Origin of the sequence: Paraburkholderia sp. MM5496-R1, assembly GCF_050436205.1 — a bacterium.
Lineage (GTDB): Bacteria > Pseudomonadota > Gammaproteobacteria > Burkholderiales > Burkholderiaceae > Paraburkholderia > Paraburkholderia tuberum.
The window spans coordinates 99,096-115,578 of record NZ_JBNDLT010000003.1 but is presented as its reverse complement, the minus strand read 5'-3'; the positions used below and the strand labels follow the sequence as shown (position 1 = coordinate 115,578).

The following is a 16,483-nucleotide window of genomic DNA, read 5'->3' as shown; positions in this document are numbered from 1 at the left end:
ACGCGCGATGCGGGCGTCAATTGACCGTGACGGGCGTAGTCGGCGTGCCGGGTGCGGCGGCCGGATCGTCGCGCGCGAGGTCGCGCGAGAAGCCGCGCAGCAGTTCGATGAAGCGTAGCGCCGGCTCGGCGAGCTGCTCTTCCTTGCGCGTGAGAATGCCGAAACCGGCGAGACTCTTGCCGATTTCGAGCGGCAGCGCGACCAGCAGGCCGCCGCGCACATGATCGCGCACGACCGACTCCGGCAGCATCGCGACCGCATCGTAATTCTCGAGCAATTGCAGCGTCGCGAAGATCGACGCGCATTCGGTCAGATTGACTGGCGTGGCGAGCCCGGCACGCGCGAGTTCTTCCTCGAACAGCACGCGCGCCGGACTCGTGACGGGTTGCGCAACCCACGGCCACGCGACCAGTTCGCGCAACGTGATGCGCGTGCGCCGCGCGAGCGGATGCACGGCGCGCACGACGAGCAGCAGCGTTTCGCGCGCCAGCGGCTCGAAGCTGAAGTCGTTGTGCTGCAGAGGGTTGGTCAGGCGCCCCAGCGCGAGATCGACCTCGCGCCGATGCAGCAATTGCACGACCTGATCGCTTGTTTCACCGAGGATGCGCACGCTGAGCAGCGGGCTTTCGGTCTTCAGCGCGGCGACCGACATCGCCAGCAGATCGGGCGCGGCGCCCATGATCGCGCCGACGGTCAACTGGCCGTGACCGCCGCGGCGTTTGACATCGAGGTCTTCGGCGAAGCGTGTGAGCTCGGCGAGCGCACGGCGCGCGTATGCGAGCGTGACGACGCCGAGCGGCGTCGGCGTCATGCCGCGCGCGTTGCGCTCGAACAGCAGGAAGCCGAACGCTTCCTCGATGTCGCCGAGCATGCGGCTTGCGCTCGGTTGCGCGACGTTGACGGTCTCGGCGGCCTGATGCAGGTTGCGGGTGTCGTCGAGTGCGACGAGCAGGGCGAGATGCTTGAACTTGAGACGATTGACGAGTGCGACGGCGGCTGAATGTTGGCTCATGGTGCCAGTAGGAGTGCCCGTGCGATTCGGTTTGTGGATCGACCAATCCCAACAACGGATTGAGAGGCTATCGATGCAGGAATTATAGTCGTCCGAAGAGGTCGACAGGAGACAGGCCGCCATGGAGACAATCGCTTTTCGGATGGTGCTGAACCCCGGCATGCGCGAAGAATACGAACGGCGTCATACGCAGATCTGGCCCGAGCTCGTTGACGCGCTGCACAACGCCGGCGTGCGCGACTACCGGATTTTCTTCGACCCCGACACGCATCATCTTTTCGCGGTGCTCTCGCGCACCAGCGATCACACGATGGACCAGTTGCCGCAACTCGACGTGATGCGCAAATGGTGGGATTACATGGCCGACATCATGCAGACCGCGCCCGATCACACGCCGCTGTCGCAGACGCTCGAACCGGTCTTTCGTCTCAGTCATTGAGTCGAGCTGAACCCAGTTGAACCCCGCAACGACGCACGAACCTCGAAACGCTTTTCACCGGACGAAGGTGCCGCATGCAGGTTGTCGATTCGCATATCCATCTGTGGGATCTGAAGACGCATCGCTATCCGTGGCTGGAGAACCCGGGCGTGTCGTTCGTCGGCGATGCGCGCGATCTGAGGCACGACTATCTGCTCGACGATCTGCTCGGTGAAGCGGGCGACATCGACGTGCTGAAGCTCGTGCACGTCGAAGCGAATCACGATCCGGCCGATCCCGTCGAGGAAACGCGCTGGTTGCAGTCGATCGCGGATCGCGACGCCTCGCGCGGCATGCCGAATGCGATCGTCGCCGCCGTGGACCTGTCCGCGCAAAATGCGCCCGAGTTGCTCGAAGCGCATGCGTCGTTCGCGAATACGCGCGGCATCCGGCAGATTCTCAACGTGCACGACAACAAACTGTTCGATTACGTCGGCCGTCATTACATGCGCGAGCCGCGGTGGCGCGAGCATTTCGCGTTGCTGCGCCGTTACGACCTGTCGTTCGATCTGCAACTGTATCCGTCGCAAATGGAGGAGGCGGCCGCCTTGGCGCGTGCGCATGCGGACACGCTTCTGGTCGTCAATCATGCGGGCATGTTCGTCGATCGCAATAGCGTGGCCGGTTACCGCGCGTGGCGCGAAGGCATGCGCCTGCTGGCGGCGTGTCCGAACGTCGCGGTGAAGATCAGCGGGCTCGCGATGTTCGATCATCACTGGAGCGTCGAAAGCCTGCGGCCTTATGTGCTCGAAACGATCGATACGTTCGGCGTCGAACGTGCGATGTTCGCGTCGAATTTTCCCGTCGACCGGCTATTTGGTTCGTATACGGATTTGTGGCGCGCGTATGCGGCGATCGTTGGCGATGCGAGCGAGGCTGAGAAGGACGCGCTGTTTCGGCGCAACGCGCAACGGTACTACCGGATTTGACGCGCGGCGCGTCGAAGAGAAGACAGCCGCAAAAAAGGAGACACGCAGTGCAGCCATCCCCTTCCACGGTGCCGCGACTCGAATTGCGGCACGCGAGCAAATCCTTCGGCCGGGTGCGCGCGCTGTCCGACGGCGACCTCGTGCTGTGGCCCGGCGAGGTGCATGCGCTGCTCGGCGAGAACGGCGCGGGCAAATCGACGCTCGTGAAAATTCTCGCCGGGGTGCATCAGCCCGACGCCGGCGAGCTTCTGGTGAAGGGCGAGCCACGTCGCTTCGCGACGCCGGCCGAAGCGCGCGACGCCGGGCTCGCGGTCATCTATCAGGAGCCGACGCTGTTCTTCGATCTGTCGATCGCGGAGAACATCTTCATGGGCCGGCAGCCGGTCGACCGCTTCGGCCGCATCCAGTACGACGCGATGCATCGCGAAGTGGACGGACTGCTCGCGTCGCTCGGCGTCGAGTTGCGCGCGGATCAACTGGTGCGTGGTCTGTCGATCGCGGATCAGCAGGTGATCGAAATCGCGAAGGCGTTGTCGCTGAACGCGAGCGTGCTGATCATGGATGAACCGACGGCCGCATTGTCGCTGCCCGAAGTCGAGCGGCTCTTCGCGATCGTGCGCAAGCTGCGCGAACGCGACGTCGCGATTCTGTTCATCACGCACCGGCTCGACGAAGTGTTCGCGCTGACGCAGCGCGTGACGATCATGCGCGACGGCGCGACAGTCTTCGACGCGCTGACCGCCGATCTGAGCACCGACGCGATCGTCGCCAAGATGGTCGGCCGCGATCTGCAAACGTTCTATCCGAAGGCCGATTGCACACCGGGCGACGTGCGTCTGTCGGTGCGCGGCTTGACGCGCATCGGCGTGTTCAAGGATGTCTCGTTCGACGTGCGCGCCGGCGAGATCGTCGCGCTCGCGGGCCTCGTCGGCGCGGGACGCAGCGAGGTCGCGCGGGCGATCTTCGGTATCGATCCGCTCGATTCGGGCGAAGTGTGGCTGTCCGGCAAGCGGCTCGGCACCGGCAAGCCCGCGGCCGCGGTGCGCGCCGGGCTCGCGCTCGTGCCGGAGGATCGCCGCCAGCAAGGGCTCGCGCTCGAACTGAGCATCGCGCGCAATGCGTCGATGACGGTACTCGGACGGCTCGTTCGGCATGGGCTCATTTCGACGCGCAGCGAAACGCAGCTCGCCAACCAGTGGGGCACGCGTCTGCGCCTGAAGGCGAGCGACCCGGGGGCGCCGGTCGGTACGCTGTCGGGCGGCAACCAGCAGAAGGTCGTGCTCGGCAAGTGGCTCGCGACCGGCCCGAAAGTGCTGATCATCGACGAACCGACGCGCGGCATCGACGTTGGCGCGAAAGCCGAGGTGTATGGCGCGCTCGCCGAACTCGTGCGCGATGGCATGGCCGTGCTGATGATTTCGAGCGAGCTGCCCGAGGTGCTCGGTATGGCCGATCGCGTGCTCGTGATGCACGAAGGCCGCATCAGCGCGGAGTTCGCGCGCGCCGACGCGAACGAGGAGCGCATCATGGGCGCCGCGCTCGGTCAGGGACTTTCACCATTGGGACGTGCAGCATGATGCGCCATTCGACCCATCCCGCGCCGGTGCGGCAGTCGCTGCCGAAGCGTTCCGCCGCTTCATCGGGCGGCCTCGTCGCGAGCGTCGCGAAGAGCCGCGAAACCACGTTATTTGTCGTGCTGATCCTGCTGATCGCGGGGACCGGGCTCGCGAAGCCGCAGTTCCTGAATCTGCAGAACCTGCGCGACGTGCTGCTGAACGTGTCGATCATCGGTCTGCTGACGGCTGGGATGACCGTTGTGATCCTGATGCGGCATATCGATCTGTCGGTCGGCTCGACGGTGGGTATCAGCGCGTACGCGGTGGGCAGCCTGTACGTTGCGTTCCCGCATATGCCGGTGCTCGTCGCGCTGGCCGCGGGGCTCGCGATCGGGCTTGTCGCGGGCGGCATCAATGCGCTGCTCGTCGCGGTGGGGCGCGTGCCTTCGCTCGTGGCGACGCTGTCGACGCTGTACATCTTTCGCGGCGCCGATTACGCATGGGTGCACGGCGGCCAGATCAACGCGACCAGTCTGCCCGACGCGTACTCGCGGCTCGCGACCGGCACGCTGCTCGGCATCCCGACGCTCGCGCTGATCGCGATCGTCGTACTCGCCGGCCTGTCGGTGTATCTGAAGCAGTTTCGCGGCGGTCGCGAGCACTATGCGATCGGCTCGAATCCGGAAGCCGCGCGGCTCGCGGGCGTGAACGTCGAGCGTCGCGTGATGTCGGGCTTTTTGTTGTCCGGCGCGATTGCGGGCTTTGCGGGCGCGTTGTGGCTCGCGCGCTTCGGCACCGTCGATGCCAGCACCGCGAAGGGCATCGAATTGCAGGTCGTCGCGGCGGCGGTGGTCGGCAGCGTCGCGATTACGGGCGGCGTCGGCACGATCCTCGGCGCGACGCTCGGTGCGCTCGTGCTCGGCGTGATCAGCATCGCGCTCGTCGTGCTGCACGTGTCGCCATTCTGGGAGCAGGCGATCCAGGGCGCGCTGATCGTCGCCGCGATCGCCGCCGATACGCTGCTGGCCCGCTCCGTCGCCAAACGCATGATGAGGAAACGCGATCATGGCTAAACCCGATTCCGCGCTGCTCACGCGCAAGCGCGAAACGCCGCTGCAATGGGAAGTGTTGCTGGTGATCGTGCTGATCGTGTCGCTGGTGTTGGGCCGCTGGCTGTCGCCGGTGTTTCTGACCGGCGCGAACCTGAGCAACGTATTCGCCGATCTGACCGAGATCGCGCTAATGGCGCTGCCGATGACGCTGATCATCGTCGCCGCCGAAATCGATCTGTCGGTCGCGTCGGTGCTGGGCGCGTCAAGCGCGCTGATGGGCGTGCTGTGGCACATGGGTCTGCCGATGCCGGTCGTGATCGTTGTGGTGCTGATCGGCGGCGCGCTGGCGGGCCTGCTGAACGGCCTCGTGATCGTCAAGCTGAACCTGCCGTCGCTCGCGGTCACGATCGGTACGCTCGCGCTGTTTCGCGGTCTCGCGTATGTGCTGCTCGGCGATCGGGCGGTCGCGGATTTTCCGGCCGCGTATACGGCGTTCGGCATGAACACGCTTGGCCCCACGTTCATTCCGTTGCCGTTCGTGATCGTGATCGCCGCCGCCGTGCTGTTCACGGTTCTGCTGCAAGCCACCGCGTTCGGCCGCAGTCTCTATGCGATCGGCGCGAATCCGACCGCCGCCGCGTTCTCCGGCATCGAGGTCGCGAAGATCCGCTTGCGCCTGTTCGTGCTGTCGGGTCTCGTCAGCGCGCTCGCGGGCATCGTCTATACGCTGCGCTTCACGAGCGCGCGCGGCGATAACGGCGAGGGCTTCGAGCTGTCGGTGATCGCCGCGGTGCTGTTCGGTGGCGTCAGCATTTTCGGCGGACGCGGCTCGATGGTCGGCGTGCTGCTGTCGCTGCTGATCATCGGCGTGCTCAAGAACGCGCTGACGCTCGACGACGTATCGAGCGAAACGCTGACCATCGTGACCGGCGTGCTGCTGCTCGCGTCGGTGCTGATTCCGAACCTCGTCGCGCGCTGGCGGGCGGCGCGCGACCGGCGTTTCATCGCGAAGTCCGCAGCCACGTCTTCTTCATCCGCAACCTAGCTTCCCCTCTCTGTCCAACAACAACGCAGGAGACACTTCATGTTCAAACCTCTACGTCACACCGGCATGGCCGCGCTCTGCGCCGCGTTGCTCGCGATCAGTTGCGGCGGCGCGTTCGCCGCGGAACTGAAAAGCGGGCTGAAGATCGCGTTCGTGCCGAAGCAGATCAACAACCCGTACGAAGTGATCGCCGACGACGGCGGCCTCGCCGCGATCAAGGAATTCGGCGGCGTGGGCAAGGCGGTCGGGCCGTCGGATGCGGGCGCGTCGTCGCAGGTGTCGTACATCAACACGCTGATCACGCAGCGCCAGGACGCGATCGTGATTGCCGCCAACGATGCGAACGCGGTCGTGCCGTATCTGAAGAAGGCGATGGGTCAGGGCATCAAGGTCGTCACGTTCGACTCCGATACCGCGCCCGAGGGCCGCCAGCTGTTCGTCAATCAGGCGAACGCCGAAGGCATCGGCCGCGGCCAGGTGCAACTGGTCGCGAAGCTGATGGGCGGCGAGGGCGAATTCGCGATTCTGTCGGCGACGCCGAACGCGACGAACCAGAACACCTGGATCAAGTGGATGCAGGAGGAACTGAAGAAACCGGAGTACTCGAAGATCAAGCTCGTCAAGATCGCGTACGGCAACGACGACGATCAGAAGTCCTTCGTCGAAACCCAGGGCTTGCTGCAGGCGTATCCGAACCTGAAGGCGATCGTCGCGCCGACGACGGTCGGCATCGCGGCGGCGGCGCGCTATATCTCGTCGTCGTCGAGCAAGGGCAAGGTGGCGGTGACGGGCCTCGGCACGCCGAACCAGATGCGCGCGTTCGTGAAGAACGGCACCGTGACCGCGTTCCAGTTGTGGGATCCGAGCGAGCTCGGCTATCTGGCCGCGTACGCGGCGGCGTCGCTCGCGTCGGGCACGATCACGGGTAAGGAGGGCGAAACGTTCGACGCCGGCAAGCTCGGCAAGCGCACGATTGGCGCGCACGGCGAAATCATTCTCGGGCCGCCGACCACGTTCGATGCGAGCAACATCGACAAGTACAACTTCTGAGCTTCGGCAACGCCGACTGTCCACCTGATCGCCGTTGGCGGGTCGTGGGCAGTCGGCGCAGCGGATCTCGGGGCTTTCGCGTGCGGTCCGCTCAGCGGCGGATCGCAAAACGCCGCGCATAAGCGGCGGATGGTGAGCCGCTTCCCCACACCGCGCCATCGATCAGTTCCCTTGCGACGTCCTCGCCGGGCACCGGCACGTTCACGCGCGCGGCGGCCTCGCGATACAACTGCGTCTGGTTGATGCGCGCGGCGACCGCGTCGTAGTCGTTGTGCGCATCGATGATCCCCCAGCGCTCGAACTGCGTGAGGAACCACGCGCCTTCGAATGGATGCGGATAGTTGACCGCGCCGTCGTCGAAGAAACGCATCGGCAGGCGGCGCGGGTTCGCCGTGTCGAGGTGGTCGCCGAGCCGCGCCGCGATCAGCGTCTCGTCGATACCGATGTAATCGGGCCGCGCGAGCCAGCGGGCGATCTCGTCGCGATGCCCGGCGCCGTCGAGCCAGCGGCACGCTTCGAGCACGGTCTGCACGAGCGCGCGGGTCGTGCGCGGATGCGCATCGACGAAATCGCGTCGGCAGGCGAGCACTTTCTCGGGATGCTCGGGCCACACCTCGCTCGAATAAGCGATCGTTTTGCCGACATCATGCGCCTCGGCCATTTCATTCCACGGCTCGCCGACGCACAGACCGTCGAGCCGGTCTTCGGCAAGCGCGGCGACCATTTGCGGCGGCGGAATCGCGACACTGTCGATGTCGCGCAACGGATCGACGCCTTGCGCCGCGAGCCAGTAGTACAGCCACATCGCGTGCGTGCCGGTCGGGAAGGTGTGCGCGAAGACCGGCTTGCGGCCGAGCGTGGCGAGCGCCTCGCGCAAGGTCCCATGCTTCGCGAGCGCATCGGCGAGCCGATTCGAGAGCGTGATCGCCTGGCCGTTGCGGTTCAGCACCATCAGCACGGCCATGTCGGTGCGCGGGCCGCCGAGGCCGAGCTGCACGCCATACACGAGCCCGTAAAGCGCGTGCGCGGCGTCGAGATCGCCGGCTAGCAGCTTGTCGCGCACGGCGGCCCACGACGGCTGGCGGCACAGTTCGAGCGTGAGCCCGTGCGCATGGCCGAACTCGAGCAGCTTCGCCGCGATCAGCGGCGCCGCGTCGGACAACGCGACGAAACCGAGCCGCAGATGGGTCTTTTCAGGCGGCTCCGCAAAGGCCGCGGCGGTGACGGAAGTGGCTGGATTCATGAGCGCATCATTTGAGCGAGCCGGCCGACGCGACGACCTCGCGCGCCACCTCGGCGAGTTTGACGCCCTGGTTCATCGCGCGTTTGCGCAGACTCGCGTAGGCGGCCGGTTCGGTGAGTTTCTGCTGATCCATGAGCAGGCGTTTCGCGCGATCGATCAACTTGCGCTCGGCCAGTTCGTTTTCGGCCTGCGCGAGCCGCTCGCGCAATTGCGACTCCTGTGCGAAACGCGCGAGCGCGACTTCGAGAATCGGCGCGAGCCGCTCGGTCGCGAGGCCTTCGACCAGATACGCGGTGACGCCCGCGTTGACCGCTTGGCGGATCAGTTGCTGGTTCGCGTCGTGGCTGAACATCAGCACGGGGCGCGGGGCGGTCGCGTGCATCACGGCGAGCTGTTCGAGCGTATCGCGCGACGGCGACTCCGTATCGATGATGATGACGTCGGGCCGCTCGTCCTGAACCGCGCGATGCAGCGCCTGCGGCGTCGCGGTGCCGGAGAGCATTTCGCAGCCGAGACAGGCGAGCGCGTCGCGCAGATCGCCGATCGGTTTGTCGGTGTCGGTGACAAGGAGAACACGCAGCATGGAGTCGGGGGAAGGGACATCTGACTATCTGTGAAGCAATGGATATGCCAGCCTTCGCGCGACGGGGCTTGGCGAGGTGTGTGAACGCATTCGCGCGAATGGCGGGGATCGATTGGGTTTTTTGCGGGCGATCGCTGCGAATCGTCCGCGAAAGAGGTGACGCGGCCACGCCGGTCGCGCTGCACCGGCGAGGGGCATGCAGGACAGCGGACGCCCGATGCACCGAAGCGGCGCATCGCGTTCGTCGCGACCACCGGCAGACTGGTCAGCAATGACAATGACGCGCCGTAGAAGCTCAAGCCGGTCGCGTCCGCGAATCGTCGTCATCAACGGGCTGATCGAGGTCAGCAGCGGGCGCAGATGGAGCTGGAGGAGCGGGTGGTCGAGCAGGTGCGCAAAAGCGCGGGTGGGGAGGATTTGGGGGCGGTGTTTGGAGTTTAGCGAGACGCTCTGCGACGTGCGTGGTCGCCGAAGCGGCGTGCCGCCAGATTCCAATCAAGACGCCGCGCGTGTTGCGGCGTACGACGTTCGCGCATGCGCTGGAGAGCACCCCGAATGTCAGGGAAGACGTCTATTTCACGCGCTTGGGCGGCGAGGCTGACGTAGCGCGTTCAAGCAGAACGCGGAGTCGGAAGGTATGGCGCGAGTCTGTCGGGCCTCGCGCTTTCGCATGGGTTCGGGCGGGCTGCCCGCATCGCCTGCACAACATCACAGGTACGCAGGGCGGCGCCGTGACCCCTGCTTACCTCCGCCGCGCCGCGTGCCGTGGCGCACCGCCGCCACTCGCACGCTCGTCCTTGTGGCGGAAATTGATCCGCCCCTTGGTCAGGTCGTAGACCGACAATTCGAGCGTCACGCGATCGCCCGCGAGAATACGGATATGGTTCTTGCGCATGCGCCCGGACGCATAGGCGCCGACCACGACGCCGTTGTCGAGCGTCACGCGGTAGCGGCTATCCGGAAGCACTTCGTCGACGATACCGTCAAGTTCAAGCAGTTCTTCTTTCGCCATGCATAACTCCTGGTCGATGGGATAAAGGGGAAATAGGGGAAACCGGCCGCAGGCATTGCGAGCGGCGCGACTGTGGATTCGTTTGAAAAGCAGCGGCGCCCGAAAGCACGCTGAGCGACATGAGTGACGCGCCGATGACGCCGCTCAAAGATCGGTGACCGACTGACCGCTCACCTGGCCGTCGATCAGCCGTTCCGCATGCGCCATGCACGCGATGCGCGCCTTGCCCATGCCGTCGAACGGAAACAGATACTGCAGGCGAAATACCCGGCCGTCGGCCGCCGGATTGGCGCCGACGCGGCAGATGCGCACCGAAGCGTCGTAACCGGCGCCCGGATTGCGGGTCGCTGGCGCGCCCGCGGGGCGGCGCGGATAAACGAGCGGGTGAATTTCGTAACCCTTGTAGGTCTTGACTGCTGGATTCATGAGAAACATGTCCTGTATTGCGTGGTCCACGCGCCGCGTGCGGGGCGCTGCTTCCGGCAACGCTCCTTTGACGCGTCACGGCGCGGACCGGCGGCGCAGCACCGATGGGCGCGCCGCGTTAAAAATGGTTGGCACAGGCCTGGTGGACCCGGCGGGCTCAATGACAATGGCTCGAGCGGTCGCGCGAAAACGCGGATTCGACCGAAAAAACGCTGAAGCGGCGCGTCAATTCGGGCGCCGGACGCATGATGCTGAACCGCTCGGTGTACTTCTCGCGACGGCGAATACGGGCGGCGCATTGCCGGAGTGACGGGATCGCAGATAAGGGCGGTCGAACAGTCGGGGGTGGTGCGGAGATGCCGGGTTGAGACTGCCTGGTGCTGCCAGTGCTATATGGGTGCGAGGTGCAACAATTGCAACATGATGCCTGAAATAGGCCTGATTGGATAGCGCAAACTTCAGCGCACGACCGGAACGCCCGACTGGCGGGGCTTCGCGGGCAGTTGGCGAAGTCGTGTCGGATGCGGGACCGATGACGGGCTCGCGAATCGCGCGAGTGGCGCGCGCGAGGCTCCTATTCGAACGCGTGCGTCAGCGCGACGTCTCGGCGACGCGCTTCCGCAATTCGCGCGCGGCCGCCAGCGGCAGGCGCGCATCGTCCCAGCCGGTCAACCATTCGACTTCCTTGGCCGTGAAGACCTGACCATGGTTGCGCAGCGCGTACTGCAGCGAATCGATGATGTGGTTGCGAATGATCTCCGGCGTGCGCTTGTCGTCGAGCACGGCGCGAAGCGCTTCGAGTGTGGCCATCGGTTGGTTCCGTTCGGTTGGGTGTCGGTGGATCAGTGTTTATCGCACGAAAAAAATGCGCTCGCGAGGTAGACAAAATTGCCGTCCGGCGTCGAGTCGCGGCGCCAGCGCGAGGCCGCTACAATGGCGGCTTCCTGAATTGCGGACCGAGCGGGCGCGCCGGCGTCCACGGCGGGCATCTGGCTTCGTCGTCATCCGCTATCGCGCGCCGCCTCCTTCGAACCTCGCGTTTTTTCCATGCGCAACCCGAACGTGTCTCCTGTCAAAGACCTGCTGCTGAAGCGCTACGCGCCGATCGCCGACGGCATCGCCGCGCTGCTCTATCCGTGCGCCGAGGTGGTGATTCACGATCTGCGCGATCAGACCATCGCGTATCTGGTGAACAATCTGTCGCGGCTCGAGGTGGGCGCGCCGTCGGTGCTCGACGACGCGCACTTCGCGGCGCGCGGCCAGACCATCGGCCCCTACGAGAAGCTGAACTGGGACGGCCGCCGCATGCGCTGCGTGAGCAACATCCTGTTCGACGACGACGGCAAGCCCGCCGGCATTCTGTGCGTGAACTTCAACATCGCGGTGTTCGAGGATGTGCGCTCGACGCTCGATCTGTTCATCAAGGGCGGCGCGATGACGGACGCGCCTGCCGACGATCTGTTCCGCGACGACTGGCAGGACCGCATCAACACGTATCTGCACACGTGGCTGCGCGACCGGCAAATCGGCATCAATGCGCTGACGCGCGAGCACAAGCGTGAAATCGTCGAGGCGCTGCACGCGCAGGGCGCGTTTCGCGGCCGCAGCTCGGCGAATTACGTGGCCGCGGTGCTGACGATGGGCCGCGCGACCGTCTACAAGATCCTGAAGCAGATGAAAGAGGGCGGCTAAGCTCAGGCGCGCCGTGCTTGAAAATGCTTCGACGACGCCCAAAATAAGGTCAAACACCATGCGCTACCAACACTACAAAGGCGGCATTTACGAGCTGGTCTGCGAGGCCACGCTCGAATCGGATCCGACGGTCACGATGATCGTCTACAAGGCGGCCAATGGAACGATCTGGACCCGTCCAGCGACGGTGTTTTTCGAGCTGGTAGAGCGGGAAGGCGTCGAGGTGCCGCGTTTTGCGCCGCTCGATGAGTTCAGCAACGAGGCAGATGCGTCCCCCGCGGACTCACCCATGCTGCCGTAATCACAGGAACAGGAAAACCGAATGTGTCTTTTGCTTGCCATCATTCTGCCGTGGCTGCAGTTTTTCACGATCGGCCGTCCGTTTGCGGGCATCATCTGTCTGATTCTGCAAATCACGCTGATCGGCTGGGTGCCGGCGGCCATCTGGTCGGTGTATTCGCTGAGCCAGTACAACACGGACAAGAAAATCGCCCGCGCAATGGGCAACCGGCGCTAAGACACAGCGCGTGAACGCGCCGGCGAGCGGGGCGCCAGGCGCCCACGCTCGCGCTCACCGTGCCGGTATCGCGACCGCATCCGGCACTTCGATCACCACGTCGGTTTCCGCGACCGCCACGCACGGCAGGATATAACCGTCCGCCTTTTCCTCGCGGCTCACGCCGGGCCAGTCAATCGAGTAGCGCACACGCCCAGACGTCATCCGGCACAAGCATGTTCGGCACGTGCCGTTGCGGCACGAACGCGGCAAACGCAGATTGGCGAAAGCGGCGGCTTCGAGAATCGTCAGCGAATCGGGCGCTTCGAAGCTCTGGCCGAGCGGTTCGACGCGAACCACAGGCGGGCGGGTAGGGGCGGACATCGTGCAGGTCAATGACTAGGTGCGCGACACTTTACACGGGATCGGACACCGCTTTATGCCGCGCCGCAACATCGGCGCGTCAGTCGCGCCTTCAAGAAAAAATCGGGGAAATCTTGCACCTGGCCCGAACTCGTCTAAAGTAAATCAATTCACCTCCGCGTGGCGCGAACTGACGATGCCGCGTCGAGGCGACGGCCCGCGCCGGCTGCATGGGACAAGGAGGAACGAGCGGCGGACGCGGTAGCAAGCAATCAGCGCGTGCATTACCCGAGCGCATCGTGCGCGCACTCTTCCAGGTGACTCCCATGCAGATCCAATTCCCGAACGAAGCCCCTGAATATTCAGGTCGCGAACTTACTTTGGCGTTTCCGGCAATGGTCGATGGGCAGAGGGTGGAGTGCATGATCACCGCGGAAGCGCTTGAAGATCACTTCGGCGCCGCGTCCCCCCGGCTGGAGGACATGATCGTCGCGTTCGACGCGCACCGGCCGCGCATCGAGGCCGCCACGCGCCGGCTGTTGTCGGAAACGCGCGCGCAGTGTCTCGTGCTCAGAAGCGGTTACGTGCGGTTTTACGAGGCGAACTGGCGTAACTGACCAATCTGAAATTATCGGCTGGCTACCGGTACCGAAGCTTCGGCAAGCGCGACTGCTGCCGAAGCGCGAAGTTCGGATTCACCCGTGCCGCTACCGCTGGCTGGCCTGCGCGCAAGCCGCGACCGCGTGCAATGCATCGGCGGCACGCAGCCAACTCCATTACTTTCAAATGATCCGCCGCAGCGCCCGATCCTTGAACACCACATGGTGCGCGATCGCCGCGAGCGCGTGCAGTCCGATCACCCAATAGAACACGTTGCCGAGCCACTCGTGCGCGTCCTTCAACAGCGGCCGCGCGATCGCATCCGCACGCACCAGCGTGAAGCTGATGTCCGTCCATGCGAGCGACACCGGCCGCCCGCCCGCATTGACCATCAGCATGCCGAGCAGCGGCTGGGCGAAGATGAACACATAGAGCGCGAGGTGCGCGGAGCGCCCGAGAAAAGCGAGCAGCCGATTGCTTTCGAGCTCCTCCGGCGCGCCGGCCCACAATCTCCACAGCAGCCGCAACACGGCCAGCCCGAGCACCAGCGTGCCGGCCCAAAAATGCACGCCGGTCCAGAACGCGCGGCTGTCGGAGCCGCGCGGGCCGCGGATTTCGATGGCCAGATAGGCCAGCGCGACCAGCAGAAAAATCATCCAGTGAAAGAAAATCGCGGGCTTCGTGTAGCGGTCCGTCGTGCGGTTATATGAGGACATCGAGGCTCCTGGGGTGGCGACCCGTGCCGCTGCGACCGGGTCGATCGCGACCCGGTCGGTCGCGACCCGGTCGATCATCATTCGAAACATCGGATGATAAACGGTCCCCGAACCCGACGACACATTCGACCCCCCGGCCGCGCGACCTCCTCATTCGCTGCCGAGATAGAAATACCGGAACAGGAAAATCGCCGCGATGATCCACACGACCAGCTTCACCTGGCGCGCCTGGCCCGTCAGCAGCTTGAGTCCCGCGTACGAGATGAAGCCGAACGCGACGCCGTTCGCGATCGAGTAGGTGAACGGCATCAGCAGCGCGGTCAGCGCGGCCGGCACGACTTCGGTCGCGTCGTCCCACGGCAGGTCGACCAGTTCGCGCAGCATCAGGCACGACACGTACAGCAGCGCGGGCGCGGTCGCATACGGCGGCACCACTTCGGCGAGCGGCGCGAAAAACAGCGCCGCGACGAACAGCACGGCGACCGTGATCGCGGTCATGCCGGTACGGCCGCCGGCCTGCACGCCCGATGCGCTTTCGATATACGCCGTCGTCGACGAAGTACCGAGCATCGAGCCGGCGAGAATCGCGGTGCTGTCCGCGAGCAGCGCGCGGTTCAGGCGATGCATCTTGCCTTCCACCAGCAGCCCCGCGCGGTTCGCGACGCCCATCAGCGTGCCGGTCGCATCGAACAGCTCGACGAGGAAGAACACCAGCACCACGTTCAGCACGCCGCTCGACAGCGCGCTGCGGATATCGAGCTGGAACAGCGTCGGCGCGATCGACGGCGGTGCGGACACGATGCCGTGAAACTGGTTGCCGCCAAAGAAAAAGCTCAGGATCGTCACGCCGACGATACCGATCAGGATCGCCCCGCGCACACGCATATGATCCAGCGTGACGATGCCGAAGAAGCCGACCGCCGCGAGCACGACGTGCGGGTCATGCAGATTGCCGAGCGTGACGAGCGTGGCCGAATTGCCGACCACCACGCCGGCCGACTTCAGCGAAATGATCGCGAGAAAGAGACCGATGCCGCTGGTGATCGCGATGCGGATCGAATGCGGAATGCCCTTGACGATCACCTCGCGCACGCGGAACAGCGTGACGATCAGGAACAGGCACCCGGAGATGAACACCGCGCCGAGCGCGGCCTGCCACGTGTAGCCCATGCCCTTGACGACCGTGTATGCGAAGTACGCGTTCAGGCCCATGCCGGGCGCGAGCGCGATCGGGTAGTTCGCGTACAGACCCATGATCAGCGACGCGAGCGCGGCCACGAGGCAGGTCGCGACGAACACCGCGCTCTTCGGCATGCCGGCGTCGCCGAGAATCGCCGGGTTCACGAAGATGATGTAGGCCATCGTCAGGAAAGTGGTCACGCCGGCTAGCACTTCGGTGCGCAGGTTGGTGTCGACGGCGTCGAAGCCGAAGTAGCGTTTGATCGAGTCCATGTGGCGGGTTTCCTCTCTTTCGTCGTTCAGACAGTGTTTTTGTCATCGAGGCGGTGACAGCGCGGCGCAGCAAGGCAGGCCGCGCGGCGGCGTTACGGCGGAATTGTAATCACGAACGGCAGCGCCCCGGCGCCTGTGGCGGCGCGAGCAGGCCGCCCGGGCCCGTCAGGCGGGCGGCTTGCCGTGCGACTGTGGCGCCTGCGCATCACTGCGAGGCGCCTGACGCGCGAGCCAGCGATCGAGTTCGCCAGCAAACGCCTTGCCATCGCGCGCGCTGAAGGCGGCCGGCCCGCCCGTGTCGACGCCGCTCGAGCGCAACTGGTCGAGCATCGAGCGCATGCGCAGCCGTTCTTCGATCGTTCCGGGCGTGTACCAGTTGCCGCGCGGATCGAGCGCGTGGGCATTTTTTGCCAGCACGGCGGCGGCGAGCGGGATGTCGGCGGTGATCACGAGGTCGCCCGCGACGACGCGCTCGACGATCAACTGATCGGCGGCGTCGAAGCCGGCCGGCACCTGGATCGCGCGGATCAGCGGCGACGGCGGCACGCGCAGGAACGAATTGGCGACCAGCGTCAGCGGCATGCCGGTCCGGCGCGCCGCGCGATACAGCATGTCCTTGACGACGGCCGGGCAGGCGTCGGCATCGACCCAGATTGGCATGGTGCGGGTTCCGGCTGTGTGCGGCTGGTTTGCTGCGTGGGGGATGGAGGGACCGGATGATACCTTGGCGCGACGCAAGCCTTGCCATGCCGCTCGCGGCGGGCGGCATTCAGGCTGC

20 protein-coding genes are annotated in these 16,483 nt (G+C 65.3%); 10 read left to right on the top strand and 10 right to left on the bottom strand.

All coding sequences use genetic code 11. The features are described 5' to 3' along the window. Nucleotides 1-16: 16 nt before the first annotated feature. Nucleotides 17-1,012 (bottom strand): LysR family transcriptional regulator, encoded by a 996-nt coding sequence (locus tag OKW38_RS26735; protein WP_090806568.1) that lies wholly within the window; start codon nt 1,010-1,012, stop codon nt 17-19. A gap of 121 nt (nt 1,013-1,133) precedes the next feature. Here OKW38_RS26735 and rhaM point away from each other — a divergent pair, with 121 nt between their 5' ends. From rhaM to rhaS, 6 genes are all read left to right on the top strand, one after another. Then, a complete protein-coding gene (rhaM, locus tag OKW38_RS26730; RefSeq protein WP_090806566.1) occupies nt 1,134-1,451 on the top strand; it encodes an L-rhamnose mutarotase in 318 nt (105 codons plus the stop codon). A 74-nt stretch (nt 1,452-1,525) separates the two neighbouring features. Then, nucleotides 1,526-2,419 (top strand): amidohydrolase family protein, encoded by an 894-nt coding sequence (locus tag OKW38_RS26725; RefSeq protein ID WP_429363945.1) that lies wholly within the window; start codon nt 1,526-1,528, stop codon nt 2,417-2,419. A gap of 47 nt (nt 2,420-2,466) precedes the next feature. Then, a complete protein-coding gene (locus tag OKW38_RS26720) occupies nt 2,467-3,996 on the top strand; it encodes a sugar ABC transporter ATP-binding protein (RefSeq protein ID WP_429363944.1) in 1,530 nt (509 codons plus the stop codon). Then, entirely contained in the window at nt 3,993-5,048 is a 1,056-nt protein-coding gene (locus OKW38_RS26715) for an ABC transporter permease (protein WP_018425424.1), read from the top strand. The genes OKW38_RS26720 and OKW38_RS26715 overlap by 4 nt, the downstream gene beginning before the upstream one ends. After that, a complete protein-coding gene (locus tag OKW38_RS26710) occupies nt 5,041-6,072 on the top strand; it encodes an ABC transporter permease (RefSeq protein ID WP_090806558.1) in 1,032 nt (343 codons plus the stop codon). The genes OKW38_RS26715 and OKW38_RS26710 overlap by 8 nt, the downstream gene beginning before the upstream one ends. A gap of 39 nt (nt 6,073-6,111) precedes the next feature. Further along, nucleotides 6,112-7,122 carry a rhamnose ABC transporter substrate-binding protein gene (gene rhaS, locus OKW38_RS26705; RefSeq protein WP_429333690.1) on the top strand — a complete coding sequence of 337 codons (1,011 nt, stop codon included), beginning with the start codon at nt 6,112-6,114 and terminating at the stop codon, nt 7,120-7,122. Between the two features lie 91 nt (nt 7,123-7,213). Here the strand turns inward: rhaS and OKW38_RS26700 are convergent, their stop codons facing one another. From OKW38_RS26700 to OKW38_RS26680, 5 genes are all read right to left on the bottom strand, one after another. Next, on the bottom strand, nt 7,214-8,365 hold the full coding sequence (locus tag OKW38_RS26700) for a CmpA/NrtA family ABC transporter substrate-binding protein (protein WP_429363942.1): 1,152 nt from the start codon (nt 8,363-8,365) through the stop codon (nt 7,214-7,216). A gap of 7 nt (nt 8,366-8,372) precedes the next feature. Beyond that, complete coding sequence (locus OKW38_RS26695) at nt 8,373-8,948, bottom strand: ANTAR domain-containing response regulator (RefSeq protein WP_090806551.1); 576 nt, start codon at nt 8,946-8,948, stop codon at nt 8,373-8,375. A gap of 742 nt (nt 8,949-9,690) precedes the next feature. Then, a complete protein-coding gene (gene infA / locus OKW38_RS26690; protein ID WP_090806547.1) occupies nt 9,691-9,960 on the bottom strand; it encodes a translation initiation factor IF-1 in 270 nt (89 codons plus the stop codon). A 144-nt stretch (nt 9,961-10,104) separates the two neighbouring features. Beyond that, nucleotides 10,105-10,386, bottom strand: a complete 282-nt coding sequence (locus tag OKW38_RS26685; RefSeq protein ID WP_184054546.1) for a hypothetical protein — start codon at nt 10,384-10,386, stop codon at nt 10,105-10,107. 591 nt (nt 10,387-10,977) lie between these two features. After that, entirely contained in the window at nt 10,978-11,196 is a 219-nt protein-coding gene (locus tag OKW38_RS26680) for a hypothetical protein (RefSeq protein WP_090806545.1), read from the bottom strand. Nucleotides 11,197-11,433: 237 nt separating this feature from the next. Here OKW38_RS26680 and OKW38_RS26675 point away from each other — a divergent pair, with 237 nt between their 5' ends. Genes OKW38_RS26675 through OKW38_RS26665 form a run of 3 tightly spaced genes read left to right on the top strand, consistent with a single transcriptional unit; the run spans nt 11,434 to nt 12,595 of the window. Further along, on the top strand, nt 11,434-12,078 hold the full coding sequence (locus tag OKW38_RS26675; protein WP_018425410.1) for a helix-turn-helix transcriptional regulator: 645 nt from the start codon (nt 11,434-11,436) through the stop codon (nt 12,076-12,078). Nucleotides 12,079-12,136: 58 nt separating this feature from the next. Beyond that, nucleotides 12,137-12,379 (top strand): DUF1653 domain-containing protein, encoded by a 243-nt coding sequence (locus tag OKW38_RS26670; protein WP_429363940.1) that lies wholly within the window; start codon nt 12,137-12,139, stop codon nt 12,377-12,379. 21 nt (nt 12,380-12,400) lie between these two features. Beyond that, nucleotides 12,401-12,595 (top strand): YqaE/Pmp3 family membrane protein, encoded by a 195-nt coding sequence (locus tag OKW38_RS26665; protein ID WP_429363938.1) that lies wholly within the window; start codon nt 12,401-12,403, stop codon nt 12,593-12,595. A gap of 54 nt (nt 12,596-12,649) precedes the next feature. Here the strand turns inward: OKW38_RS26665 and OKW38_RS26660 are convergent, their stop codons facing one another. Further along, nucleotides 12,650-12,958 (bottom strand): 2Fe-2S iron-sulfur cluster-binding protein, encoded by a 309-nt coding sequence (locus OKW38_RS26660; protein WP_429363936.1) that lies wholly within the window; start codon nt 12,956-12,958, stop codon nt 12,650-12,652. A 305-nt stretch (nt 12,959-13,263) separates the two neighbouring features. Here OKW38_RS26660 and OKW38_RS26655 point away from each other — a divergent pair, with 305 nt between their 5' ends. Continuing rightward, on the top strand, nt 13,264-13,554 hold the full coding sequence (locus OKW38_RS26655; RefSeq protein WP_026226687.1) for a DUF1488 domain-containing protein: 291 nt from the start codon (nt 13,264-13,266) through the stop codon (nt 13,552-13,554). 165 nt (nt 13,555-13,719) lie between these two features. Here the strand turns inward: OKW38_RS26655 and OKW38_RS26650 are convergent, their stop codons facing one another. The 3 genes from OKW38_RS26650 to OKW38_RS26640 form a co-directional block, all read right to left on the bottom strand. Then, nucleotides 13,720-14,253 carry a cytochrome b gene (locus OKW38_RS26650; RefSeq protein WP_090810140.1) on the bottom strand — a complete coding sequence of 178 codons (534 nt, stop codon included), beginning with the start codon at nt 14,251-14,253 and terminating at the stop codon, nt 13,720-13,722. 150 nt (nt 14,254-14,403) lie between these two features. Beyond that, nucleotides 14,404-15,705: an NCS2 family permease gene (locus tag OKW38_RS26645; RefSeq protein WP_429363935.1), complete on the bottom strand. Its 1,302-nt coding sequence runs from the start codon at nt 15,703-15,705 to the stop codon at nt 14,404-14,406. A gap of 165 nt (nt 15,706-15,870) precedes the next feature. Further along, complete coding sequence (locus OKW38_RS26640) at nt 15,871-16,365, bottom strand: YaiI/YqxD family protein (RefSeq protein WP_429363933.1); 495 nt, start codon at nt 16,363-16,365, stop codon at nt 15,871-15,873. Nucleotides 16,366-16,483: the final 118 nt, after the last annotated feature.